At 45.2% G+C, this 24,780-nt stretch carries 16 protein-coding genes; 10 read left to right on the forward strand and 6 right to left on the reverse strand.

The features are described 5' to 3' along the window. Nucleotides 1–8 precede the first annotated feature (8 nt). The 5 genes from H8S64_RS12690 to H8S64_RS12710 form a co-directional block, all read right to left on the reverse strand. Nucleotides 9–344 carry a DRTGG domain-containing protein gene (locus H8S64_RS12690; protein ID WP_099293518.1) on the reverse strand — a complete coding sequence of 112 codons (336 nt, stop codon included), beginning with the start codon at nucleotides 342–344 and terminating at the stop codon, nucleotides 9–11. Between the two features lie 40 nt (nucleotides 345–384). Then, a complete protein-coding gene (locus H8S64_RS12695) occupies nucleotides 385–1,728 on the reverse strand; it encodes a [Fe-Fe] hydrogenase large subunit C-terminal domain-containing protein (RefSeq protein WP_186976370.1) in 1,344 nt (447 codons plus the stop codon). A gap of 191 nt (nucleotides 1,729–1,919) precedes the next feature. Continuing rightward, nucleotides 1,920–2,333, reverse strand: a complete 414-nt coding sequence (locus tag H8S64_RS12700) for an ATP-binding protein (RefSeq protein WP_099293514.1) — start codon at nucleotides 2,331–2,333, stop codon at nucleotides 1,920–1,922. A 10-nt stretch (nucleotides 2,334–2,343) separates the two neighbouring features. Next, the gene (locus H8S64_RS12705; RefSeq protein WP_099293512.1) at nucleotides 2,344–2,688 is read right to left on the reverse strand and encodes a DRTGG domain-containing protein; all 345 of its coding nucleotides are present in this window, start codon (nucleotides 2,686–2,688) and stop codon (nucleotides 2,344–2,346) included. Nucleotides 2,689–3,135: 447 nt separating this feature from the next. Beyond that, nucleotides 3,136–6,135 (reverse strand): hypothetical protein, encoded by a 3,000-nt coding sequence (locus tag H8S64_RS12710; protein ID WP_186976372.1) that lies wholly within the window; start codon nucleotides 6,133–6,135, stop codon nucleotides 3,136–3,138. A gap of 237 nt (nucleotides 6,136–6,372) precedes the next feature. On the opposite strand from H8S64_RS12710, the gene ligA reads away from it, so the two are divergent. From ligA to H8S64_RS12760, 10 genes are all read left to right on the forward strand, one after another. Then, the gene (gene ligA / locus H8S64_RS12715; RefSeq protein ID WP_186976374.1) at nucleotides 6,373–8,886 is read left to right on the forward strand and encodes an NAD-dependent DNA ligase LigA; all 2,514 of its coding nucleotides are present in this window, start codon (nucleotides 6,373–6,375) and stop codon (nucleotides 8,884–8,886) included. Nucleotides 8,887–9,005: 119 nt separating this feature from the next. After that, nucleotides 9,006–11,504: an ATP-dependent Clp protease ATP-binding subunit gene (locus H8S64_RS12720; RefSeq protein WP_099293507.1), complete on the forward strand. Its 2,499-nt coding sequence runs from the start codon at nucleotides 9,006–9,008 to the stop codon at nucleotides 11,502–11,504. A gap of 199 nt (nucleotides 11,505–11,703) precedes the next feature. Then, nucleotides 11,704–12,261, forward strand: coding sequence for an RNA polymerase sigma-70 factor (locus tag H8S64_RS12725; protein WP_186976376.1), 558 nt, complete (start codon nucleotides 11,704–11,706; stop codon nucleotides 12,259–12,261). A 55-nt stretch (nucleotides 12,262–12,316) separates the two neighbouring features. Continuing rightward, nucleotides 12,317–13,480, forward strand: coding sequence for a FecR domain-containing protein (locus H8S64_RS12730; RefSeq protein ID WP_186976378.1), 1,164 nt, complete (start codon nucleotides 12,317–12,319; stop codon nucleotides 13,478–13,480). A gap of 161 nt (nucleotides 13,481–13,641) precedes the next feature. Continuing rightward, complete coding sequence (locus H8S64_RS12735) at nucleotides 13,642–17,124, forward strand: SusC/RagA family TonB-linked outer membrane protein (RefSeq protein WP_255469526.1); 3,483 nt, start codon at nucleotides 13,642–13,644, stop codon at nucleotides 17,122–17,124. 11 nt (nucleotides 17,125–17,135) lie between these two features. Beyond that, entirely contained in the window at nucleotides 17,136–18,734 is a 1,599-nt protein-coding gene (locus H8S64_RS12740; RefSeq protein WP_186976382.1) for a RagB/SusD family nutrient uptake outer membrane protein, read from the forward strand. Further along, complete coding sequence (locus H8S64_RS12745) at nucleotides 18,722–19,339, forward strand: hypothetical protein (RefSeq protein WP_186976384.1); 618 nt, start codon at nucleotides 18,722–18,724, stop codon at nucleotides 19,337–19,339. The genes H8S64_RS12740 and H8S64_RS12745 overlap by 13 nt, the downstream gene beginning before the upstream one ends. Nucleotides 19,340–19,350: 11 nt before the next feature. Continuing rightward, nucleotides 19,351–19,776 (forward strand): hypothetical protein, encoded by a 426-nt coding sequence (locus H8S64_RS12750; protein WP_141560993.1) that lies wholly within the window; start codon nucleotides 19,351–19,353, stop codon nucleotides 19,774–19,776. 59 nt (nucleotides 19,777–19,835) lie between these two features. After that, on the forward strand, nucleotides 19,836–21,116 hold the full coding sequence (locus tag H8S64_RS12755) for a thioredoxin family protein (RefSeq protein ID WP_186976386.1): 1,281 nt from the start codon (nucleotides 19,836–19,838) through the stop codon (nucleotides 21,114–21,116). Next, nucleotides 21,113–23,902 (forward strand): M16 family metallopeptidase, encoded by a 2,790-nt coding sequence (locus tag H8S64_RS12760; RefSeq protein WP_186976388.1) that lies wholly within the window; start codon nucleotides 21,113–21,115, stop codon nucleotides 23,900–23,902. The genes H8S64_RS12755 and H8S64_RS12760 overlap by 4 nt, the downstream gene beginning before the upstream one ends. A 47-nt stretch (nucleotides 23,903–23,949) precedes the next feature. On the opposite strand, the gene H8S64_RS12765 is transcribed toward H8S64_RS12760, so the two are convergent. Beyond that, a complete protein-coding gene (locus H8S64_RS12765; RefSeq protein ID WP_186976390.1) occupies nucleotides 23,950–24,489 on the reverse strand; it encodes an RNA polymerase sigma factor in 540 nt (179 codons plus the stop codon). Between the last annotated feature and the right edge of the window lie 291 nt (nucleotides 24,490–24,780).

The raw sequence follows: 24,780 nt of genomic DNA on the forward strand, positions 1-24,780 counted from the left end.
GGGCGGTATTACGGGTGTAATAATTTATAAAGTTGTCCCGTGATCTCGAACGCCTGTAACGGGGTGGAGAGAATCGGGATGTTCTCGTTCTCGCTTTCGGCGAGGGTGTCCTCTTCGGGCACATGGCCTTTCACGAGAATGATCGCGGCAATCTCTTTCAACGAGGCGATAGCCATCACGTTCTTGTGTGTTTGGAGTGTGATCCACACGTCACCTTCTTGCGCGTGTCCCATGACGTCGCTTAGCAGGTCGGACGTGTAACCTCCTTTGATTTCTCTTTGCAATCCTTCTTTGCCCGAGCAAACGGTAAGATTTAAACGCGAGATAATGTCTTGTACTGTCATAATGCTATTGTTTGTTTGTTTGGGTTTATGTATGTTTCTTTTATTTTTCAAATCGTTTGATGCCCCACGTTTTCTCGGATAGTTCGAGAGATTCGTCGGGCGTCATGAGGTCTTCCGCGCAAAGTATCTTTTGCATGAAGACGCATTGGTTGAGTTTTGCCTTGCATTGCACGACATCGCGGGCAAGAGTTTGGCACGACGGGGCGCCGCAAGCACCGCAATCTATCTGGGGCAGGACTCCCATGATGCGATTGAGTTTTTGCATTTTTTCCATGGCAACGAGCATGTTTTCGTCCAGTTGCTCGATGGAGCGCGGCGGGATTTCTCCGCTTAGTTGTCCCTCCTTGAAGAGGTATGACTCGTATTGTTGGATGTCGTCGGAAGTGGTGCGATTGACCTTTTCGCTGGTTTCCATGCGCTTGCGCAGACGCTCGATGGTCAGGAAGCGATTGTTGACCGCCAGAGCACCTCCCGCGCAGGAGTGGTCGCACGCCCTCAATTCCAGAAAGTCGATATCGGTCAATTCATCGTTTTCCAGTTTCTCGAGGATGTCTATCACGTTGTGAATCTCGTCGATAGCGAGGCAGCGTCCTTCAAATTTGGATGCTTCCCCTTCGGTTAATGCCCATGCGATGGACTCCGGGGACAAGTAAGTTTGTTCCGAAACGGGATTGACGGGTTGGTCCCGGTGTTGCGTGAGTCCCATTTGTATTTTGTTGTATATGAAATCGAGATTGATAACCCCGTCGATATTCGATTCGTCATCTCCCACGGGACTTTTCACGGCGGCAATTTTTGCCGCGCAGGGAGTCACGTAAAAGATACCCACGTCTTCGGGTGAAATACCTTGGTCGATGTATTTTTTCCGTACAAAAATGGCTCCCAGATCCATGGCTTGTTTGAGCGGGATGATATGGTCTATCAGCGAGGGGAAACGTACTTGTATTAAGCGCACGACCGCGGGGCAGAATGCCGAGATGAACGGTCTGTCGTGCGAGTTTTTCTGCATGTAGTTGCGCATCGCTTTTGTTAGGATTCCCGACGCTTGAGCCACTTCAATGACTTGCGTGAATCCCATCGAGTGGAGTTCCGCGAAGATTTGTTGCTCGGTGATCTCTTCGGAGAATTGCCCGAAAAGCACGGTGGGCAGGAGAATAATCCTGTGTTTGAAGTTGAATATTTGGTTGAAATCGTCTTGCTCCACGTATATCGCGTGTCTGGGGCAGGACTTGAGGCACATGCCGCAGTCAACACAGGCGTTTTTGTTTATCGTGGCCAAACCGTCTTGAATGCGTATCGCTTGAGTCGGGCATAGACTCATGCAATGCGTGCATCCGATACAGGCGGTCGGGGCTACTTTCAAGGCGTGGTAAAACGGTTCCATCTTTTTAATTTTAGATTTAACGATTTTAGATTTTAGATTGATTTCTCCCCACCTACCAACGCTTCATTCTACATTCTTAATTTCTATTACCGTCTTTGGCAAGATTCACCAGCTCCTCCTCTGTTTATAGAGGAGGTGTCAGCGAAGCTGACGGAGGAGTTTTTTCATTTTCAATTTTCAATTTTTCATTTTCAATTGAAATACGTTGTCATGGTCACTTTCGTTCCCTCGTTTACTTTTGATTCTATGCTTAACCGGTCGCAATTCTTTTGTATGTTCGGGAGTCCCATCCCCGCGCCGAAGCCCATTTCCCGGACTTCCGGGGAAGCCGTGGAATAACCTTCCTGCATGGCTAATTCGATGTCCGGTATGCCGGGTCCCCGGTCGTTGATAACGACGGTGATCACGGTTGGGGCGATGGTTACCTGCATCGTGCCCTCGTAAGCGTGGGCGACGACGTTCACTTCAGCCTCGTAGAGTGCCACAACGATACGTTTTAGTACCGATGGATTGACATTCAGTTGTTTGAGTATTTTTTTTACTTCGCTGGAAGCAGATCCGGCTCGGGAAAAGTTTCCTCCTTCGATGTTGTAGCTAAATTCCATGTTTGTTGTTTTAATAAATGGGTTCCAGCCCGGCCTTGTACAATTCGCCGCATACCTTGAACATGCTTTGTTTGCATTGTAATATGGCAATGTTACATTCTTTTGCCAAGTCTATCATGTCGGGGGAGGCTTGTTTTCCCCGAACGAACAGAACAAAGCAGATATCTGACATTTCCGCCGTCCGGATGACTTGCAGGTTGGCAAGTCCCGTGATAAGCAGCATTTCGCTGGTGTCCAAACGAAGTACGTCGCTCATCAGGTCGGCAGCGAAGGCGTGGCGGATAACCTTGTCGAGATGACCGTTTTCGTGGATTATCCGGGCGTTAAGTAATACGGCAACTTCTTTTAGAGTCATAATTGTGTTTTTTGGTTGCTCCTAAGTTAGATAAAGTAATCCGGATTTTCAACAAGATTGCCTGAATTAGATTTTAAATTTTGAATTTTAGATTTTAGATGGAGGGATTACAAGGGTTTTCCGAAGGCGGAGGGTAACTAAATTCTTTCCGAAGACGGTGGGGATTCTACCTTGAGTCAATACTTTATTTAGGGGAAGGCTGGCATATCGGGTGTGTGGCGGTGTTTTAATGCCCGCCCGTGGGGTGGTTTGGTGTGATTGTGTCTGAATGTTAAACATGTTTATTTCTTACTAAAACGTGGGCTATAAGTGGGCTAAGTGTGGGCAATGAGTGGGCGATGCCGCCTACAAGCCGCCCAATACCCGCCCAAAATCCTTGTTACGGGGTAGTAGGGCAGGAGAAAAGCGTTTTGACATGTCTACTCTCGGTCGGGGGGAACGTGTCGTTTAGATAGTGAAGCTCACGGAGAATATCATGTCCGCGAACATGGACTGTTTTTTAGTTTCGTATCCTAAACGGAACCCCAGATTCATGGGGAACGGGAGGCGAAAGAAATGAGTATCGACCGTTGCCTCTATACCGTAGGAGTAGAATGTCTTTTTGTAATATTGGTTTTTCTCGTGCCCGACATCAAAAAACGCGGCTGCCGTGATTCGTTTCATGTACAGGATGGGACCCACGTGGGCGTCCGGGTAGCAAATCGGCATCCTGTACGTGGTGTGCAGGGTGGAGAGGTCATACCCGTACAGGGAGATCCCGCGGGGCGACTGGATTTGATTGCTGTAATAACTCCGGTCTTTCAGGGATTTGTCCTGATGTCCCAAATAGAGGGAAAAAGAATGGTGGGGAGCGAAGCCGGGGAAATAGAAACGCCCCTCTACCCATGTCGAATTGCCGTAATCCAGATTCTCGAAAGGAGTATGCTGGTACCCGAAGGTTAAACGCTGTCCCCAGCGAGGGTTGATGTCCCGTTCGCTCATGCGGGTTTGGTTGCTTAGGATAAGCCCGTAGCGCATGATTTGAAGCGTGATATTGTCCGGTTTCCCGATAATACCGACGTAGGGGTGGTTGGTCGGGATGGATTGCCAACGGCGGTTTGACAGGAGATAGGCGTTTTTGTTGTGATAGTCATGGATGGTTTGTAATTCGTATCTCACGTAAGGTATGATGTTGCGGTAGTAGTTTTTTCTGGACAGGTTGAAAGGGAATTGCAGGGTTGCGGTTCCTTTGGTGTATTGTGATTTGTAAATCACGCGTACCGTGTCTTTCTGTTGTGTTTGTTGGTCATTTATCACGTAGGATTGGGACAAGTCGTCGTTGCGTCCGCTTTTGAATTCCAAGTCCAGTATAGGCCAGAATCCTTTGTAAGATGCTTTCACTTGCCAATTACCGTGTTTGTATCCCTTGCCCCGCACGTATCCGGCAGTGAGGAATAGCGTGCTGAGTTTGTTCTGTGAGCTGGCGGCAATACCGAAATCAACATCCGTGTCGTCAACATCCGGGAATATGGGGCCCCAGCTATGGAAGTTGAACAGGTGGAGGGTTTTGTTGTATTTCCGACTGATATAGGTGGAGTCGGTATTTAACGCGAATTGCCAGTCCTCCTGTTGTGTCACGGTGTTCGCGATAGGGAATTTTTCTTTTTCTATCGGGTTGTTTTCGAGTCTGTTGACGGCTATTTTAGCCGGTTTGTAACCGTCCGCGGTGTAGAACGAGAAATAAAGAGAGTCTTTGCCGGGGGACAGTTGGGGATAGCGCAATCCGAATTTGGCGTTCAAGGCGTTGTGACCGAAATCGTTCGGGTGATCTTGACAGTAGAACGAGTTGTTCGTGTCGAAGGCTCCCCGGTAGATGATCCGGTTGCCCGCGGCGACGGGGTTGTCAATCTCGTAGGGTGTGTTTGCCGTCAATGGTGTGCGTTTCCCGGTACGTATATTCACGGATTCGATGTGTTTGCCGCGTGTGTCGACAACGATGGTGATGATATTGCCTTGACCGTCGTGGGAGGGATGCACGAATAATTCCGTGCCGTTTCCTTTCAAGCGGAAAAGTTCTTTTTCCAAGCGGGCATCCATGATCACGAGAGAGGCTTGATTTTCTTTATCGACCTCGACGAACCCCCAGTTGTCGTCCACGGTAAACGGGGCGTAACGGTTCTGGCGAGCCGGATGGCGGCGGTATTTGTTGCGTAGCAGGTCATACGTGGCGAGTACCATTTTTCCACCTTGTTGCCAGCGGGGGTGCGCCTTGTATTCAGACCACACGAGTGTGTGATTGTTGTATGCGAATTTGTAATCGTATAAAGTACCCGTGCGGGTAATTATCTCGTCGCCCGCGGGTTTAAGAAACACGAGGGCACCTTCCTGTGCCAGCCCTTCTTTATAGGCAATGACTTCGCCCGTGGGGGTTGGCACGGGGTAGTGGTAGTTCGCGTATAGTTCATTGCGGGTGGGAATGGTGTCGAACAAGTGGTTCACTTGATCGGCTTCCCGTTTCCAGATTTGTTGCAGTTCGCTGAAGTTGTCCCGGTATAGGGTACGTTTGGCATCGCAATAGGTGTTTGCCTTTTTCACGCTGTCCGGGTGGATGAAAAGGGACTGGAAGTGTCGGGTGTTCCACAAGGAATCCCGCTTTTCGTTTAGCGTGAGTTTCAGGCTACGGGCAAAAGGCGTGATGCCGTACGGGCGTTTGCCGACACGTGTCAACGCGTCCTGCCAGATGCCGGGACCGTAGTGGACGCGGCTGTTGCCGACCATGTAGTAGCCGAGTGTGTAGCGGTTCGGGACGAAATCCTTGTACGAGCCCAGCACGGCTTTGTAATAGGTGTAGATGCCTTTTTCCGTGATTTGGGCTTTCATTTCGTTCAGAAATTCGGGGGAGCGTCCTCGTCCGCTATGACCGACGGAGGTCTCGAAGACCGTGGCATCCCCTTCCAGAAACCACATGGGTACGTATACCCCGATGACGGCCATGGTGATTTGTTCCCCGAAAATGTAATATAATGCTTTCGTGAATCCTTGGTTCACCTTGTCGTATTGCACGACGTGGCGAAATTCGTGTATGCACAGGTGTTCCAGCCAATCATCGCTGACGTCTTGCGGGGGAGCCGTGTAGAGTTCACTTTTTTTAGGTGCCCAACCGGCGTTTCCGTTGGATATACCTCCGTTTGCCCGGACGATCATGGACATTTTTTTTGCTTTGATGCCTAGCGTGTTGGCATGGGCGTAGAGTTTCGCGTAAATGTTGGCGAGGTATTGGGCGTTCTGTTCGAAGAAGTCGGGGTAGATAATTTGGAAATTGTCTGTCTTGATTTGTCGCCAGCGGGTGCTGCAAGGGTCTTGCCCGAGGTCTACAAATTGGGCTTTTGCCGGAATAATAAACAGAAGCGTGAATAGTATGCTGATGAAGAGGATTCTGGCATTTTTCAGTGTATAGTAATATTTCATAAGTGTATGCTTGTAGTTTGTTTACTTGTAAATAGTCTGCTAAAATATATTTTTTTTTGATATGATACTCCACGAAGAACGATTATCTTTGCGAAACGGCTGTTCGATTTTAGATTTATGATTTTAGATTTACGATTGAATGGTTGGGATTTATCCGGATACGATATGATAACCTGCAACTTGCCGTAGGCAAATGTAACTTGCAACTTGTAACTTGCCGCAGGCAAAAACTGGAAAATGATGGAAAAAGAGAGAATACTGGAATTGAGAAAGGAATTGGAGCGTTACAATTATTTGTATTACATGAAGAATGCTCCGGTGATATCGGATTTTGAGTTTGACAAGTTGATGCGCGAGTTGGAGGATTTGGAGGCGAAGCATCCCGAGATGTACGATCCCAATTCGCCTACTCAGCGAGTGGGTAACGATACGAATAACGAGTTTGTGCAAGTGGCGCACAAGTATGGAATGATGTCATTGTCAAATACGTACAGCGAACAGGAAATACGGGATTTTGACGAGCGTGTGCGTAAAGGTATCGGCGGGGATGAGGTGGAATACGTTTGTGAATTAAAATATGACGGGACGTCAATCAGTTTGCGTTACGAGGAAGGGCATTTGCAGGTTGCCTCTACCCGGGGGGACGGGGTGAAAGGGGATGACGTGACGGCAAACGTGCGGACAATCCGGACAGTGCCCTTGAAAATGCAGGGAGAGGGGTATCCCGCGGAATTTGAGATAAGGGGTGAGATATTGATGCCCTTTGCCGTGTTCAACCGTCTGAACGAGGAACGTTTGGAGGCGGGAGAGGCTTTGTTCGCCAATCCCCGGAATGCCGCCGCCGGGACATTGAAGTTGCAGAATTCGTCTGTCGTGGCGAAAAGACAACTCGATTGTTACTTGTATTATGTTCCGGGAGAGATCACGCTGACAGCCACGCATTACGGGAATCTGATGAAAGCGCGGGAGTGGGGGTTCAATGTACCGCCTTACATGGAGGTGTGTCGTACTCTGGACGAAGTGTTGGATTTTATACATAAATGGGATGTCGACCGGAAGAATCTGCCGGTGCCGATAGACGGTATCGTGATTAAGGTAAACAGTATCAAGCAACAGATGCAATTGGGCTACACGGCGAAGTCGCCCCGTTGGGCAGTGGCGTACAAGTTTAAGGCTGAACGGGTGGAAACCCGCTTGTTGAGCGTGGATTACCAAGTAGGACGTACCGGATCAATCACCCCGGTGGCTAATTTGGAACCCGTGCATATTGCGGGCACCACGGTGAAGCGTGCTTCATTGCACAACGAGGATATTATCCGGGAACTGGATTTGCATTTGCACGATATGGTGTACGTGGAGAAGGGCGGGGAGATTATTCCCAAGATTGTCGGGGTTGACGTGGAGAAAAGATTGCCGGATGCACCCGCGATTGAATTTATTACCCGTTGTCCGGAATGTGGCACGGAATTGATTCGGAACGAGGGGGAGGCGAATTATTATTGCCCGAACGAGGATCATTGCCCGCCGCAGATAGCCGGGAAACTGGAGCATTTCGTGAGCCGGAAAGCGATGGATATAGAGGGGATGGGAAGCGAAACGATTGATTTGCTGCTCACGAAAGGGTTTATTAGGGATATCGCGGATATTTATACGCTACCTGCCAAACGGGCAGAATTGATCGGGTTGGAAAAGATTCTGTACCCGGAGAGTTACGTGATGACGAGTATACCGCTGTCAAGGGTGATATACGCTTTCGAGATCGGGGTGAAGAATATTTCGGCAAAGAATGCGGAGGTGTTGGCGGGACGTTTCGGGGGGCTTCCGGGATTGGCTTCCGCCACGAAAGAGGAGTTGCTGGCGTTGGCGGACTTGCAGTTCCCCGGGGACAGGGAAAAGAATATCAACAAGATACTGGAATATTTCCGGATGCCTTTTAACGAGCCGCTGGAGCGGTTGAAGCAAGCGGGAGAGGTCGATATGATACCGTTGGATACGGTGATCTACGCGCTGGATATACCGGGAATAGATTTCCACAAGTCTGAATTGCTGTCTGTTAAGTTTGATTATATCTACCGGCTTTACACGGCAACCGCGGACGAAATAGCGGAAACTGACGAATTGTCACGTGAGGATGCCGAGCGTGTTTATCGTTTTTTACAGGGGAAAGATAAGTTTATTCGGAAGATAAACACGTTAAGCGTGTATCGTTTGCAGGAAAAATCGGTGGATAATTTGATTGCCGGGATCGAGAAATCGAAGCAACGGAATTTGCCGGAATTTATTAATTCTCTTGGAATTAGGTATATCGGGGAAACGGCTTCCCGTAATCTGGCACGGCATTTTAAAGACCTGCGGGTGCTGATGGATGCTACGTTCGAACAGTTGACGGAAGTGGAAGATATCGGCGATCAGATGGCGGGAAGTGTGGTTCGCTATTTCGAGAAAAACGAGAACCGTGAGATGATGGAACGCTTTTTGCAATATGGTATTAGCGGAATGATACAGGAAGAAGAGGGAGAGTCCGATCAATTGGCGGGCATGACGTTCGTGATCACGGGAACTCTTTCTTTGCCGCGGGAACATTACAAGGCTGTTATTCTGAAAGCGGGCGGGAAAGTCAGTGATTCTGTTTCAAGTAAGACCACGTACCTGCTCGCCGGGGAAAATGCCGGGAGCAAAATGCAAAAAGCACAGAAGTTAAATGTAACTATTTTGAACGAAAAAGAGTTTAACACATTAATGAGTCTATAAGGTTCATAAGGTTTGAAGAGGACATTTTATAAACTCTAGTTTGGAGATTGAATGATAAATAGTACCTTTACGAGATTAAAATTGTAATAAGTGAGGACCGTGAAAGGCGGTATAAGAATATGGGAAAAGAAGATACAAGACGACTAAAACAGATCATGACTTCGGCAGGTGAAGAAGCGAAGCGGCTGGGTAATTCGAAGATTTACCCGGAGCATTTGTTTCTGGGCTTATTGAAGTTGAGAAGTGGAAGGGCGGTTGATATATTGATGTCTTTAGGATTGGATTTTTACGAGGTGAAAGATAAGATAGAGCAACGTCTGGATGGTAAACGCTATAAGTCGGACAAGGTGGAGGAATTGGATTTCACGTTGGCGGCGAATAGCGTGCTGAAGCGTGTTTCAGAGGAAGCATGGGATTTGGGAGATGATGAATTGGATTCGGAACACGTGATGCTGGCTATTTTGAAGAATCAAGCCGGGTTCGTGACGAAGCTGTTTAAATCAATGGATATTGACTATGACACTTTCAAGGAGGCGGTCTTGAAAGAAAAGATGCGGATGCAGTCCGAGTTTAACGACGAGGGGGATGACCCGGAAGACGGGGATGATGATGCATCCATGTATAACCCGTATCGCCAAGGTGGTCCGGTATCGTCGAAATCCGACACTCCGGTATTGGATAATTTCGGTATCGATATCACGAAGGCGGCAGAGGAGGGGACGCTTGACCCTATCGTGGGGCGTGACCGGGAGATCGAACGGCTGGCCCAGATATTGAGCCGTCGGAAGAAAAACAATCCGGTATTGATTGGTGACCCGGGTGTCGGCAAATCGGCTATCGCCGAGGGACTGGCTTTGCGTATCATCCAAAAGAAAGTGTCCCGCGTGCTGTTTGACAAGCGGGTGATCTCGTTGGATATCGCTTCTATCGTGGCGGGTACCAAGTACCGCGGACAGTTCGAGGAGAGAATGAAGGCGATACTGGCGGAGTTGGCGAAGAACCGGAATATTATCCTGTTTATCGACGAGATTCACACGATCGTGGGTGCCGGGGGCTCCGGAGGTAGTCTGGATGCAGCCAATATGCTGAAACCCGCGTTGGCTCGCGGGGAGATACAATGTATCGGTGCGACGACTTTGGACGAGTACCGTCAGAATATTGAGAAGGACGGGGCTCTGGAACGTCGTTTCCAGAAAGTACTGGTAGAGCCGACCTCTGTCGAGGAAACCGTGGAGATTTTGAATAATATCAAGTCCCGTTACGAGGATCATCATAACGTGCGCTACACGGACGATGCCATCAAGGCTTGCGTGAAGTTGACCATGAGATATATTTCCGATCGGGCTTTGCCTGACAAGGCGATTGACGCTTTGGACGAGGCGGGTTCGAGAGTACATATTTCCAATATCAATGTCCCCCCGATTATCGAGCGGTTAGAGAAGGATGTGGAAGAGGTGAAGGAGAAGAAGAAGGACGCCGTGAAACAACAGAATTTCGAGGTGGCTGCCGCTTTCCGGGATAAGGAGCGTCAGTTGTTGAAGCAATTGGAGGACGAGAAAGTGAATTGGGAACGTGATCTGGAAGAAAACCGGGTAACCGTGACCGAGGAGCATATTGCCGAAGTGGTTGCCATGATGACGGGAGTTCCGGTACAGCGTATTGCCAAGACGGAGGGGATGAAGTTGTTGCAGATGCACGACGAGTTGGAGGATAGTGTTGTCGGGCAGAAAGAGGCTATCGAGAAGATCGTGAAAGCTATTCACCGGAATCGTGCGGGGTTGAAAGACCCGAATCGTCCGATAGGTTCCTTTATATTCTTGGGACCGACCGGTGTCGGTAAAACCCAGTTGGCGAAGGTGCTGGCCCGTTACTTGTTTGATTCGGAGGACGCGTTGATTCGTATCGACATGAGCGAGTACATGGAGAAGTTTGCCGTTTCCCGATTGGTCGGGGCGCCTCCGGGATACGTGGGATACGAGGAAGGAGGTCAGTTGACTGAAAAAGTACGCCGGAAACCGTATTCAGTGGTATTGCTGGACGAGATCGAGAAGGCTCACCCGGACGTGTACAATATCTTGTTGCAAATGTTGGATGACGGACAATTGACGGACAGTTTGGGACGAAAGATTGATTTCAAGAACACGATCGTTATCATGACGTCCAATATCGGAAGCCGTCAGTTGAAAGATTTCGGCCGCGGAATAGGTTTCGGTTCTCAAGATATGACCGAGAATAGCGATTACGCTAAAGGTATCGTGCAGAAGGCCTTGAAGAATGCGTTTTCCCCGGAGTTCTTGAATCGTATTGACGATATTATCATGTTCAACTCTTTGACGAAAGAGGATATTTACAAGATTATCGATATCGAGTTGAAAGGCTTGTTCAAACGGGTAAACGATTTAGGATTGGTGATCACGATCTCGAAAGAGGCGAAAGATTTTATTATCGAGAAAGGTTACGATCCGCAATACGGTGCCCGCCCGTTGAAACGTGCTATCCAGAAATACCTTGAAGATGAACTGGCAGAGGTTATCATCAAAGGCGTGGCAGAAGGTACGGAGCTTGACGTGGAATACGACAAGGCGGAAGATAAGATTGTAATTAAGGAAAAGAAATAGGTTTGCAGAAAGATAAATTAGATGAAGAGGGGGTGTCAAAACACCTCCTCTTTTTTCGTGTATGATTCTGGGTGGTAGGTGATAGTGATACATGAATATTGTTTAAGATAGGTGGTTAAATCTAAAAAAAGTGTGTGAAATGAGTAAATAAATAAGGAGTTTTGTTATTTTAGCCCCGAAAATAAGGTTGGTCATAAAAATGGGAAACAACGAGGAGATATTATTGTTATTTAGAAAGAATGAGCAGCAAGGATTTCGTTTGTTGTATGCTTCATTTTATGATCCGTTAATTTTGTTCGCTACTCAATTGTTGGGGGATGCCGAGGAGGCTGCGGATGTTGTTCAAGAGTGTTTTGTTGATTTCTGGGCTAACAGGCGTTTTAATAGTTTGCGCGGTAGTTTGGAGAACTATCTTTATTCTGCTGTGAAGCACGGTTGTTTGAATTATTTGCGGAACACGAGGCGACGGGAGGATAAACATGATGTGATTCGGGAGGAGCTGTATGATGAAGAGGAAGGGGTGGATCCGGAATTGGTGGAGAAGTTGTATCGTTCGATGGAATCCTTGCCGGAAGAGCGTAGGCGCATATTGCATATGGTGTGTATGGAAGGTATGAAATATCAAGAAGTGGCAGATCAATTAGGTGTTAGCATTAACACGGTGAAAACTCAGATGGGGAGGTCTTTGCAATTCTTGCGTAAAGCGTTGAAAACGGATGATTATTTGACGTTGTTATTTTTTTTAGGAAAAAAATAATATCTGCTGTCACCCGAAATCAATAGTTAGGTTCCTTTAGTGAAAAGGAATTAATATGGATGATAGAATCAGTGAAATAATAGCAGCTTATTTGTCCGGTGAAGTCTTGTCGGAAAGTGAGCGGCAAGAGGTGGAGGCTTGGTTGCGAGATCATGATGGGGAGAAGGAGGTGGAAGTGCTACGGGGGATGTTTCGAAGTGCCCGGTTGGTAAAAGAGGCTCCGGGGACGAGGGGAGCGTCCGTTATGAAAAAGATAGAGGCGAAGGTGGTATCCAGACGTGTTGGCAGGAAGTTGAAAATTCGATGGAGTTATTCTGTGGCGGCTGCAATAGCTGTTTTGTTGTGTAGTGTGTTGTTGTACAGGTGGCTGGGGACGAATCAGGAAAATCAAGTTGTTCCGCGAGATGTGCGACAGAACGTGAACACGAGTATAGCTCATTTGAAGTTGAACACGGGGGAGGTAGTGGAGCTTGAGAAGTATGATGGAAAGTTTATTCGTGAGGATAGCGTGCAAATCGCGAATGAGAATGCGACTTTGAGGTATACGTCAACGGATTCTGTGGCTCCCGAAAAGGTGGAGTTCAATACATTGGTTATTCCCCGGGGCTCGGAGTACAATATCGTTCTGGCGGATGGGACGAAAGTGTTTTTGAACGCGGGGTCGGAAATTAGTTATCCGGTTGTTTTCGCGGGAGATAAGCGGGAGGTTAAGTTGAAAGGAGAGGCTTATTTTGAAGTTCGGAAAGATGAGCGACGTCCTTTTTTCGTGCAGGCAGGTGATGTGCAGATTCAGGTCTTGGGAACTTCTTTTAACGTGACGGCTTATCCGGGACGCGGGAGAATAGAAACGACATTGGAAGAGGGGAAAATTCAGTTGACGGATGGAAGGGAGTCTGTGGAGGTGAGCCCGGGGAAACAGGCAATTTATGATATCGAGGATGGTAGGTTCGAGGTTAAACAGGTGGATACAAAATTGTACACGGCGTGGAAAGATGGATATTACAAGTTTGACCAGATGACGCTGGAGGATATTATGGAGACGTTAGCGTTGTGGTATGATTTGAATGTTTTTTATCGGAACCCGGGTGTTAAATCATTGGAATTTACGGGACGTTTGAGACGGTATGATGAGGTGGTGAGTTTGTTTGAAAAGCTCGAACAGACCGGGTTGGTGGTGTTTGAAGTAAATGGAAAGAATGTAATTATTAAAGAAAAATGAAAGTTGGGGATTCCCCAATCCCCAACTTTAGATAAAGTACAACAAATGCGTGTTAGGTAGTTGTTGTACATGGTATAATCTTAAAAAACAAAAGTATGCAAAAAAGTCGAATTCGAATAAGGGCTTTGTGCAAGATTCCTGTTCGGAAAATGTTAATCTTTATGAAATTGTTTTGTCTTTTTCAGTTTGTTTTTTTCATCTCGGTGCAAGCGAATGTTTATTCACAGCAAACCGTGATTAATCTGGAGATGGAGAATGTTTCGTTGAAGACTGTTTTTACGGAACTCGGTCAACAGTCCGGTTGTGATTTTCTGTATAATAATCAGATGATACAACAAAAAGGGAAGGTGAGTTTGAAGGTGGAAAACAAGTCTTTGGATGAGGTGTTGAAGGAATGGTTGCCTTCGTTAGGTTTGACTTTCTCTTATGATGATAACGTGGTAATTATTCGTGCGGCTGCGGATGATAATAAGAAAAAGACGTATATCATCAAGGGGCAGGTGGTTGACGAGAAGAATGTGCCTATGCCCGGGGTTACCGTGATGCTGGATAGTACTCAAGTGGGAACGGCAACGGATACGGCAGGACGTTTTGTATTGCCGTTACCCAAAGAAAAAGGGTATCTCGTGTTTTCTTTTATCGGGTTTAAGACCCAGAAAGTGGCTTACACTGCAGATAAGTTGTTGGTTGTGAAGATGCAGGAGGATATATCCGGGTTGGATGAGGTGCAGGTGGTTGCTTACGGTTCCCAGAAGAAACGTACGGTGGTTAGTGCTATATCTTCCGTGAAGGGGGATGATTTGAAGGAATTGCCGACGCATAGTCTGGAGAATTTGCTGCAGGGGCACATGGCGGGTGTCGAGGTAAATAATATTTCCGGTTCTCCCGGTGGTGGTGGTGCGATTGTGGCGATTAGAGGTTACAATTCGTTGTTTGTGGATGGAGAAGGCTCAGACAGGGGCTACGGTACTCCTTTGTACGTGATTGACGGAATCCCGATGCAATCCTTTACTTCGGCTGTTACCGGGGCAAATACACTGTCTGATTTGGATCCTTCGATGATTGAGTCTATTGAGGTGTTGAAGGATGCGGCTTCCGCGGCAATTTACGGTTCTCGTGCCGGTAACGGGGTAATTTTGATTACCACGAAGAAGGGGCGTGCCGGTAGAGCCCAGTTTAACGTGAATGTATCGTATTCCGCATCTTGGTTGCCTAAAGCACCCGTGCAGTACGGGGGAAGTTACGAGAGAATGTACCATTTGAATGCTTTGCGCAATACGGTATTGCCTTATAAGACTGCCGATGGAAAGTGGAAGATGCCGACTTCTTATGAAGAGGTATTGAGTCTTCGAAAACCGAATGGTCCGATGTACGATTGGTTCTGGGGTAACGCATCCACTCGTCAGGATGCAATCGTTTTGCAGGATAGTTTGAATGCTTTTTATAATAATTCAACTCATTGGTATCGGTTGAATTATCAAACCGCTAACGTGGTTAATGCCAATATACAGGCCTCCGGTGGTAACGATAATGTACGTTATATTGTGGGTGCCGGTTATTATGATGAGGAGGGGATTGTTATTAATACCGGATTTACGCGTTTTAATGTGATTTCCAATTTAACGGCGTATCCGACTAAACGTTTGCGTATGGATACGCAGTTGGGACTTACGTATAGTGACCGTAGTCGAGGCTCTAATGCCGGACATGGTGCTCAAAAAATAGAAAGCGTTAGTTCTGACCCGAAAAAGACATCGACTTTGTTGCCGGGAGGAGGTGAATTCGGGATGAGTATGGCCAAGAAGTTGAATGAGGTTTCGGAGAAAAATCAGAGTTATTCTTTGCGTTATAATATGGTTTTTGATTACGAATTGATTCGTAATTTGCATTTGAAGGTTTCAGCGGGAGTTGATTATAACCAGCAGAATCAGAATACTTTTAAACCAGCCAGTTTAGATGCTTATACTCATTTTTCGGAATCAAAAGGGACAATCTCGAGAGATTTGTCGATATTGAACGAGAATTTATTGACTTATTCCTTTAGTTATTTGAATAAGCATAATTTTAATGTTATGTTAGGGTTGTCGTTCCAAAAAGATCAGTCTTTTAATAATAAAGGAACTGGGAAAAACGGTCCCAATGATAAAATACATTACGTGGGAACCGGATGGGGTGGTAATTACGGGTTGAATAACACGAATGTGTCAGGAGAGGGAGATCCTTTTTACGAGTCTGCGTTTGAGTATGAATCTTCTTTTTCGGAGGAGCGTATGAATAGTTATTTCGGGCGTTTGACATATAATTTCAAAGAGAAGTATATGTTTGAGGCGACTATTCGTCGGGATGGTTCTTCTGTCTTCGGGGAGAATGTGCGTTGGGCAACCTTTCCCGCTTTTGCTATCGGTTGGACATTTTCGGATGAGGCATTCATGCAATCGTGTTATTGGTTGAGTTTCGGTAAAATTCGAGCTAGCTGGGGTACTTCCGGGCAAAAGTTCGGGCAACGTTACTTGTCGCAAGGATTATTGATGGCAAGTGGAACGTTCCATGGCTCAGCCGGTATTGTTCCCGATATTAGTGGAGGGGTTATCAATAAGAAATTAAGTTGGGAAGAGACGGATCAATATGATTTAGGGTTGGATTTGAGTTTCTTCGATTACCGTTTGCGTTTGGTTTTGGATTATTATTATCGCTATACGACAGGTCAATTAAATCGGATAGAGTTGCCGGGAAATATTTATTTCCATGGTTTTCAGTGGCAAAACGGGATGGCGATTTCGAATCAAGGTATAGAATTGGAATTGGAAGCCGATATTTTGAGAAATACGGCGGTGAAATGGAGAATGAAGTATAATCTTTCACGGAACTGGAATCGTTTTGAGAAGAGTGCGGACGGTTTTGATTTCGAAAATCAAGTGATAGGTAAACCCTTGAATCAGCTGAAAGTGTATAAAACGGATGGTTTTTACAGTTCGTTTGATGAAGTGCCTGTTTATTATAATGCACAAAGAGAGCCTCAACCGTTATATGGGAATGCTATGTATGCTGTGTTTACACCGGGTAGCCGACAGATTCTCGATTTGAATGGAGATGGAAGAATCGGACAGGATGTAGATATGTATTATGCAGCTAGTCCGCTACCTATAGCTCATGGCGGTTGGATAAACGAGTTGCGTTGGAAAAACTTTGATTTGAATATATTCTTTAATTACTCTTTGGGGCGTCACGTGTTGAAACTTTATGATGACGTGGCGTTAGAGCCTTCCAAAGCGGGAAGACCGTTGTTTGTTGATATGAATGACGTGAATATTTGGAACGGGGCAGATTCTAAAAAAGCGGATTATCCTAAAGCACAGTATTATTACGAACCGAATCAATATAGTGGTTTGTATGATTGTGATATAGAGAATGTAAGTTTTATACGCTTGAAACAATTAACATTAGGTTATAATTTGCACCAGAATATCGCAAAGAAAATCGGTATATCCGGGGCGCGTGTTTTTATCACGGGAGAGAATTTGTTCACGTTGACTAACTATTCGGGGTTGGATCCGGAATTGATAGATCTTAAGACTGGAAAAGATAATTTGAATTCTTACCCGTTACCTCGGAAATTTACTATTGGATTAACGGTTAATTTTTAAAATGTAGCCCAATGAAGAAATTATTAATATTATTATTGTTTATTCCATTGCTTTCATGTAATGATTGGTTGACGGTTGAGCCGGAAGATTCGGTGACTTTCGTTAATTATTTCAAGAACGAGAGTGAAGTTGAAGCGATGTATAATGGCATCTTGGCTTCCATGAAGTCGGTTTGTATGGGAACTCAACCCTATTTTTATATTTCGATTGATGCGGATAATGTCGGGATGTATTACGAGGGATTCCGCACGTTGGATCCATTTACTTATTTGGCTGACGAGAGCATGGTGTTGGATATAGAGTGGGGGGAATTTTATAACGTGATTTACTTGGCAAATGTGATGCTGGAAAACGAATACCGCTTTGAAAATATTTCAAAAGAGCGCACGGAGTTTTGGTTAGGGCAAGCTCATTTCGCTAAAGCTCTTGCTTATTTTCGGTTAGCTCAAATCTGGGGGGATGCTCCTATTGCCAAAAGTTCGGAATCCATTGAACCGGAAGGTAAGAAAACGGCGTTGGAAGTTTTGAACGAAGCGTTGAGAGAGGCAAAATTGGCTTTGACGCTTCCTACTCATGATAAATTGATTAATGCTAACGGGAGTAAGATTACTTCCAAGCAATACGCGAGTCTTGGAACGGTAAATACGTTATTGGCGAATATTTATGCTTGGTTAGGAGGCTTGACTCATGAAAGAGAGTACTGGGAGGAAGCGGAACGGTATGCGTCGGAAGTGATTGACGGTAAATGCGGTGTGTACGAGTTGGAGAGTATGGATGGCTTGGTTTCAAACGTGTTCGGTGCGAATCGGAATAGCAGGGAAACGATTTTTTGTATTGATAATGATCCTTTGGATGTTGATCGCAAATGGTGGTCAGAATTGAAGACCGAGTTGCCGGGACAGATGTTGATGAGTTATCCTTACACGACGACAGATGAAGCGGCGATTGCTAATATTGTAAATGATAGTTGGGATGAATATGTAAAGATTACCGTGGAGACGGTTAAAAACATTTATCCGGAAGAGAGCGATGCCCGTCGGAGAGAATTCTGGTTCGAGTTGGGAGAATTGACTTATCCCGTGTATGAGTATGATGAGGAAACAGAGGAAGAGATCGAGGTGGGACGTGAGGTAACCCCTTATGCGCATATTGCCAAGTGGAGGGACGTGATTAAGCAGACGAGTGAGGAGGTGACATCGTGGGCTGGTGAAGTCGTTATCGCGACGGATGGCGATTGGGTCATTTGGCGATTGGCCGATTTGATCTTGTTGAGAGCGGAGTGTCGCGTGAATCTGGAGATGGCAACGGCTGTAAATGATTTAAATACGGTTCGATATCGTGCGGAGTTGGGAGATTACACGGGTTCCAAAGATAAAGAATCTTTGCGTCGGGAAATTTTTGATGAGCGAAGACGCGAGCTTTTCGGTGAAGGGCAATATTATTTCGATATTGTTCGTAACGGTTATTGGAAAGAGGTGTTGTATGGTAATTTCACGACTCTAACAGATCAAGATGTGAAAAATGGAGCGTTGTACGCGCCGGTTGGCGTGGGTGCGTTTACTAAAAATACGTTGATGACTCAAAATACTTATTGGCAATGGCAAAATTAATATATTTATTAAAAGGGGTTGCATTGATCGTGTTATTGGGATCGTGCACGAAGTGGAATTATCATGAAGGCGAGTTGGCGAATGGTGTTCATGATTGTTCGATGTGGGAATATTTACATACACAACCTTGGGATTGGGATTCCACAATTATCATGATTGAACATGCCGGATTGAAAGATTTGTTCGAAGGAAAAGGTGAGCACGAGCAAATTACTTTCTTGGGTGTGACTAATTACAGTATCCGTTTGTATATGATAGAAAATGGATATGAAAAAGTGACCGATATTCCGGTGGAATTTTGTCAAAATACACTTTCGAAGTTGATTATACCTCAACGTGTTATGCTAGCAGATGTGCCCCGGGGAAAGAGGGATGAGTATACGGGAGAGGAGAGTGACGGTATCGAGTATCGAACGCTGGGAGGACGCTTGTTCATGTGGACTTATCAACAACCTTTCGAGGGAGTGCCGGATATGGGTGAAATTTCTTTACATTTTTTCGCTCGTGGGGGAACGGCGGTTAATAGGATTTATTCGACTGATATACAAACGAATAATGGCGTTGTTCAGGCTTTGGGGTATAGTTTTCAGTTTAAGTACATTTAAAATGAATAGAGATGATAAGAGGACTATTATATTTTGTCATGTTGTTCATGGCGTTGGCATTCATGAGGTGTAGCGATGTTGCTGTTGGTTTTTTGTTCACGGATGATGCATCTTATACGCAAGATACGTTGAGAATTACTCGTTTCTCGAACCTTGATGAAGAGGATATTGATGTGACAATCCCATGGGTGACTTCCCAAGTAGAGCAACTTTTGGGTACAGAACCATTAACTTATTCACTTGCAGGAGTGAAGAGCTCTAATGGACAGGAGGCCGCAGAGGATTTTACCAAATATCTGACTGTGATCGGTGGTGGACGGATGTACGTTGATGCAAAAGTCGATTCGCCCGAGGGGTGTTACACGGTTTCGTTGAAAGTTGAAAATGAAGGTCATTCGGCTATTCTGACGGATATATTCACGTTCGTGTTGGAATAGTTTTAACAAAATAGGAGAGAGAAGATAGTCTTCTTTCTCCTTCTAAATATTTAATAGCAATGAGATATATAAAATTTAGTTTGGTGATCCTGTTTTTAGGATTGCTTGGGACGGTTTCTGCCCAAATTACTTTTTTCGAGGGGACATTTGAGGACGCTATGGCGAAAGCTAAAAAGGAGAAGAAAGAGCTTTTTGTCGATTTTTATGCCGATTGGTGTCAACCGTGTAAATTGATGGCAAGTGAGGTTTTTACATTGCCGGAAGTGGGGGAGTATTTCAATAAAAACTTTGTATCTATTCAGATGAATGTGGAGGCTCCGGAGAATAAGACGATCGTGCAGAAGTATAAAGTGGAAATACTTCCCACGCTGTTGTTTATAAACGGGAAAGGAGAAGTAGTCCGCACGATTAACGGGGTGATGGAGCCGGGGGCTTTATTACACGAGGCAAAAGTCGTACGAGGTGATGCTTTGAGTTTTGAGAAGTTGTACGAGAAAGTAAAGAAAGAGAAAAAAAATCTGGATTTGCGACAAGAGTTGCTTTTGCAGGCTCCTGTATTTATAGGTACTCAAGAAGGGTATAATCGTGAAAAATGGGTTGTACGTATAGAGTCCCTTTTTGACGAGTACGTGAATAGCAAGAAACTGGAGAATATGGCAAACGAGGAGGATTTTTCTTTGTTGGTGATGTTCCATTCCAAGAAGGCGAAGAATGATTTTATTTTTGACGGGTTGGTGGCGAATTATGAGCAATATGTAGAGAAAGTTGGTAAAAGTGAGGTGGATAATTATATTATAACGTTGTTTAATGGGTATATTATTTCTCTTTGCCGGGAGGGAAAGGCTGAGTATAAGCAGGAATTAGAGCGATTGAACGGGGATTTGAATGCTGTTTACGGGAGCATCCCGTTTGGAAAGTTGTCGGCGTTCGAGGCGATTAATTTGTTGGCAGACGGGTATTATAATTTGAACCGGAAAAATACGGATGTTTTTTTCGAGAAGATGAATCAATATTTTGATGGAGCGGATACTGTTTTAACCGTGAACAATTACACGATGCCTGTTGAGGATTTGTTTACACTTTATCAAGGACGTTTACCGGAAGGCGCTTACCCACGGGTAATACCATGGTTGGAGAGAGCGTTGGCTTTCCCTTCGATAACCCCGCAGTTGAAAACCCGGGTGTTGTGTATTTTAGCGGATTGTTATAAAGAAACCGGGGATTTGTCAAAGGCAAAGCAATGTTTTAATCAGGCATTTATCGTGAGTGCGGAAATTGATAACGAGCAGATGAGATTGCAGTTACAGAAAATGATCCAGAGTAGATTGAATACATTATGAAGTGCGTAATAGTATTATTTTTGTTCCTTTCATGTTCTTGGGCTTTTGCTTTAGCCCAAGACAGTTCTTCTGTGTTTCGTCATGGAAAGTTGGGAAACGGGTTGACTTATTATATACGCCACACGGGAACGCAACCCGGATGTGCTGATTTTTATCTGATACAGAATGTCGGTTCGTTGATGGAAGAGGAGGAGCAGAACGGGTTGGCACATGTGCTGGAGCATATGGCTTTTCACGCCACGGAAAGTTTTCCCGATGGAGTTCCTGCTTTTTTGAAACGTAACGGAATTGCACTTTTTAATGCCAAGACGGGGTACGATGAAACGGTGTATAATATAAAGAATGTCCCTACGGCTTCCTCGGGATTGCTTGATTCGTGCGTGTTAGTATTACGGGATTGGTCGGGTTTTTTGACGTTGAAACCGGAAGATATGGATCAGGAACGTAAGGTGATTCGGGAGGAGCGCCGCACGAGAATGACTGTGAGCAAAAGAGTGCAGAAAATGTCCGATCCTTATATGTACAATGGAAGTAAATACGCAACACATGATATTATCGGTTCGGTGGATGTTGTACAGAATTTTACACCGGAGAAGTTGAAGGAGTATTATAAGGATTTTTATCGTCCGGATTTGCAGGCGGTGGTGATACTGGGAGATATTGACGTGATCGAGATGGAGGCTGAAGTGAAGCGGTTGTTTAATCCTATTCCGAAAAGGAAGAACCCGAAAACTCGTGTCGTTTACGGGATAGAGGATAATGATGAACCTTTGTACGCGAAGTTGATAGACAAGGAAATTCCCAATAATTCGGTGATGCTGGTGAAGCGGATTCGGAAAGAGACAGAGAGTACATTGGAAGCGATGTCGCGAGAGAGGTTGTTGCGTGATTTTTACAATCGGATTATGCGCGGTGCTCTTGCCGAGTACTTGCAGGTTGGAGATTCCTATATTTTAAATGCCGGTGTCGGTGTTTTTAATATGCAACGGAATTATGACGGGCTGAATATCGCCTTGACATCGTTGCCCGGAAAAGAGAAAGAGGCTTTACAGCAACTTTTGGACCAGATGGAATATGTACATCGCTTGGGGTTCACGGATGAGGTGTTGAAGCCTGCATTCGAGAGTTACCGGAGAGAAGTAAAGGCAAGCATGAATCAGGAGAATAATATCCCTAATGATGTGTTTCTTCAGATTTATAAAGATCATTTTTTGCTTGGGAAGCCGCTGTGCAGTGTGGATGAAAAATTGGCAGCCTTATCGGGGGTTCTTGATACGCTGTCGGCTAAAACTTTTCAAGCATGGATATCCAAGTGGGATGATGGTAAAAATTGGGTTTTCCTGATGCAAGGTAGCGATTCCACGTATACTTTTCCGAGTGTGGCGGAGATAAAGGGAATGATTGCTCAGTCCCGTTCGCTTGAAATGGAAGAGAAGCAAGTTGAATTGCAGGTGATGGATGGCAATACCGAGTTGGTTGATTTTGAAATTCAAGGCGGACGAGTTGTAAAAGAGAGGAAATTAAAGGATTTGGATGCGGAAGAGTGGGTTTTAAATAATGGGGCAAAAGTGTATTATAAATATACAGACGGGGATAGGGGAACTTTTAACCTATTGGCTGGAAGTGTCGGCGGACGTTCTTTGCTGGCGGCAGAGGATTTGCCTTCGGCGGATGCTTTGTCCGCGTTAGTTTTAGAATCCGGTTTGTACAAGTATGATATGCAGACGCTAAAATATTTGATGAAGGATCGCACGGTAAATATGAACGTTTCTTTGGATGAACGTGCTGAAAGTATTAGTGTTTCGGCGGTATTGAAAGATGCTGATTTCGCTTTTCAGTTGTTTTATTTGGCAATGGAGCACCCGAGATTCGACCGGATAGTTTTTGATCGCTTTGTAACGGTTGGTCAAATGACTCAGTCTAACGCTCGTCGAACGATGAATGATACGATCCGAGAGGTGCTTGGTGCAATCCGGCGAGTGGAATCACCGCGTCTTTGGAAAAAGGATTCGGTTTACTATGCCGCAATGGAGTATGACCGAATGATTCGGATTTATCAAGATCGTTTCCGGGATGCATCCGATTTCGTATTTTATCTGGTGGGAGATATCAAACGGGAAGAGGCTCAAGAATTAGTGGCTAAATACATCGGGGCACTCCCGTCTATTTACCGGAAAGAGAAAGCGGTGGATTATAATTATAATCGTCTGGGGAATATTACCGAGGACGTGGAGGTTGATATGCCCGATGAAAAATATATGGTAAGTATAGAGTTTCAGAATACATTAAAAACTCGTCCGATAGATGAAGTGTGTATGCATGTACTGAAATTGTATTTCCAATATTCGTTGCAGGATAAAATCCGGGGTGAGCAAGGGGCTGCTTATGGTGTTCAGGTTTTAGGAGGAACGACGACTTCTCCCCATTGTTTGCAAGAATTATTTATCCGCTTTGCGACTTCATTGGATAAAGGACCGCAGATGAGGGCACTTGTTCATGAACAGGTGCGGGAATTTCTGGAAAAAGGGCTGTCGGAAGAAGCTGTGGAAGATTTTGTTCTAGCTATAAAGAAAGAGAAGAAGGCTGCGGATGATGCCGTTTATAACACGATTGCTTTCTGGACGGAGAATCTTCAATTTTATAATAAAACAGGGAAAAGAATGGATTCACCTTATTATTTTGAATCGTTTATTGATAGAATAAAAGCTAAAGATGTGTTGTCTTTTGCCCGTAAGTTTTTTGGTAGTGCACAGTGTGTTGATTTAGTCATTAAGTCGAGAAAGTGAGTAGAGAGGTCGCCCGAGTACGTTTTTTTCCGTTCGGGCGGCATTCTTTATTTGTTTTTTAAATGTTTCCGGAGAAATTTCAATCCCCTGCTTTTTTGGACTTTTACCGTGTTTATGCTGATTCCTAGCTTTGCGGCAATCTCTTTGCCGGATAGTCCGGCGATACTCAGTTTTATGATTCTTTTTTGCATGGGTGGCAGTTTTTCTATATACGCGTGCAAATGTCTGATGATTTCGATTTGAACGGTTTTAAGTAAGAAATCCAGCGGAAACTCTTCCGGGTAGTGTTCTTGTTTCATTTTGTTTAAAATATGGTTTTGATTTCTCTTGTCACGAATGAAAATCAGTGAATTACGATATGTTGACTTGTAGAGATAACTTAATAATTCCCGAGAGGTAGGGAAGCGGGTATCTGTATACCATATATTAATGAAGAGGTCTTGTACAATATCTTTTGCGTCGTCAAAGTTGTTGACGATCGTTTCCGAATAGGTACATAACGCTTTGTAACAGATGGTATAGAGTTGTTTCCAACTCTTTTCTTCCCTGTTATTTATCCCCTCTAAAATCAAATCAAGTTCTTCCATCACAAATTTGTCGCATCCGATAAAAGAATGTACTATACCACGGAAGTGGAAAGGTCATTCTTGTGCATAATAAATTTAGATATAATGATTCGGGAAAGAGTGGCTTATTTGGAGTATTTTCCGACGGGAACGTGGTATTGTTCGTAACCTTATGGGGGATGGTTCTGGCTATCGTAACTTTATATGTTCGCCTTCGGCGAGTTGCAGGTCACAAGTTGCATTTGCCTTCGGCAAGTTGCAGGTTGCTTCTCTGACGTTTAAGCCTTGAAACCTGTAACTCGCCGAAGGTGA

The organism is Butyricimonas hominis (assembly GCF_014287455.1).
Classification (GTDB): domain Bacteria; phylum Bacteroidota; class Bacteroidia; order Bacteroidales; family Marinifilaceae; genus Butyricimonas; species Butyricimonas muris.

What these genes read in the sequence shown, in the direction of transcription:
- H8S64_RS12705 (WP_099293512.1), bottom strand. Translation starts at nt 2,688, where the DNA reads ATGACTCTAAAAGAAGTTGCCGTATTACTTAACGCCCGGATAATCCAC.
- H8S64_RS12700 (WP_099293514.1), bottom strand. Translation starts at nt 2,333, where the DNA reads ATGGAATTTAGCTACAACATCGAAGGAGGAAACTTTTCCCGAGCCGGA.
- H8S64_RS12695 (WP_186976370.1), bottom strand. Translation starts at nt 1,728, where the DNA reads ATGGAACCGTTTTACCACGCCTTGAAAGTAGCCCCGACCGCCTGTATC.
- H8S64_RS12735 (WP_255469526.1), top strand. Translation starts at nt 13,642, where the DNA reads ATGAAATTGTTTTGTCTTTTTCAGTTTGTTTTTTTCATCTCGGTGCAA.
- H8S64_RS12755 (WP_186976386.1), top strand. Translation starts at nt 19,836, where the DNA reads ATGAGATATATAAAATTTAGTTTGGTGATCCTGTTTTTAGGATTGCTT.
- H8S64_RS12730 (WP_186976378.1), top strand. Translation starts at nt 12,317, where the DNA reads ATGGATGATAGAATCAGTGAAATAATAGCAGCTTATTTGTCCGGTGAA.
- H8S64_RS12745 (WP_186976384.1), top strand. Translation starts at nt 18,722, where the DNA reads ATGGCAAAATTAATATATTTATTAAAAGGGGTTGCATTGATCGTGTTA.
- H8S64_RS12760 (WP_186976388.1), top strand. Translation starts at nt 21,113, where the DNA reads ATGAAGTGCGTAATAGTATTATTTTTGTTCCTTTCATGTTCTTGGGCT.
- H8S64_RS12720 (WP_099293507.1), top strand. Translation starts at nt 9,006, where the DNA reads ATGGGAAAAGAAGATACAAGACGACTAAAACAGATCATGACTTCGGCA.
- H8S64_RS12765 (WP_186976390.1), bottom strand. Translation starts at nt 24,489, where the DNA reads ATGGAAGAACTTGATTTGATTTTAGAGGGGATAAATAACAGGGAAGAA.
- H8S64_RS12740 (WP_186976382.1), top strand. Translation starts at nt 17,136, where the DNA reads ATGAAGAAATTATTAATATTATTATTGTTTATTCCATTGCTTTCATGT.
- ligA (WP_186976374.1), top strand. Translation starts at nt 6,373, where the DNA reads ATGATGGAAAAAGAGAGAATACTGGAATTGAGAAAGGAATTGGAGCGT.
- H8S64_RS12725 (WP_186976376.1), top strand. Translation starts at nt 11,704, where the DNA reads ATGGGAAACAACGAGGAGATATTATTGTTATTTAGAAAGAATGAGCAG.
- H8S64_RS12710 (WP_186976372.1), bottom strand. Translation starts at nt 6,135, where the DNA reads ATGAAATATTACTATACACTGAAAAATGCCAGAATCCTCTTCATCAGC.
- H8S64_RS12690 (WP_099293518.1), bottom strand. Translation starts at nt 344, where the DNA reads ATGACAGTACAAGACATTATCTCGCGTTTAAATCTTACCGTTTGCTCG.
- H8S64_RS12750 (WP_141560993.1), top strand. Translation starts at nt 19,351, where the DNA reads ATGATAAGAGGACTATTATATTTTGTCATGTTGTTCATGGCGTTGGCA.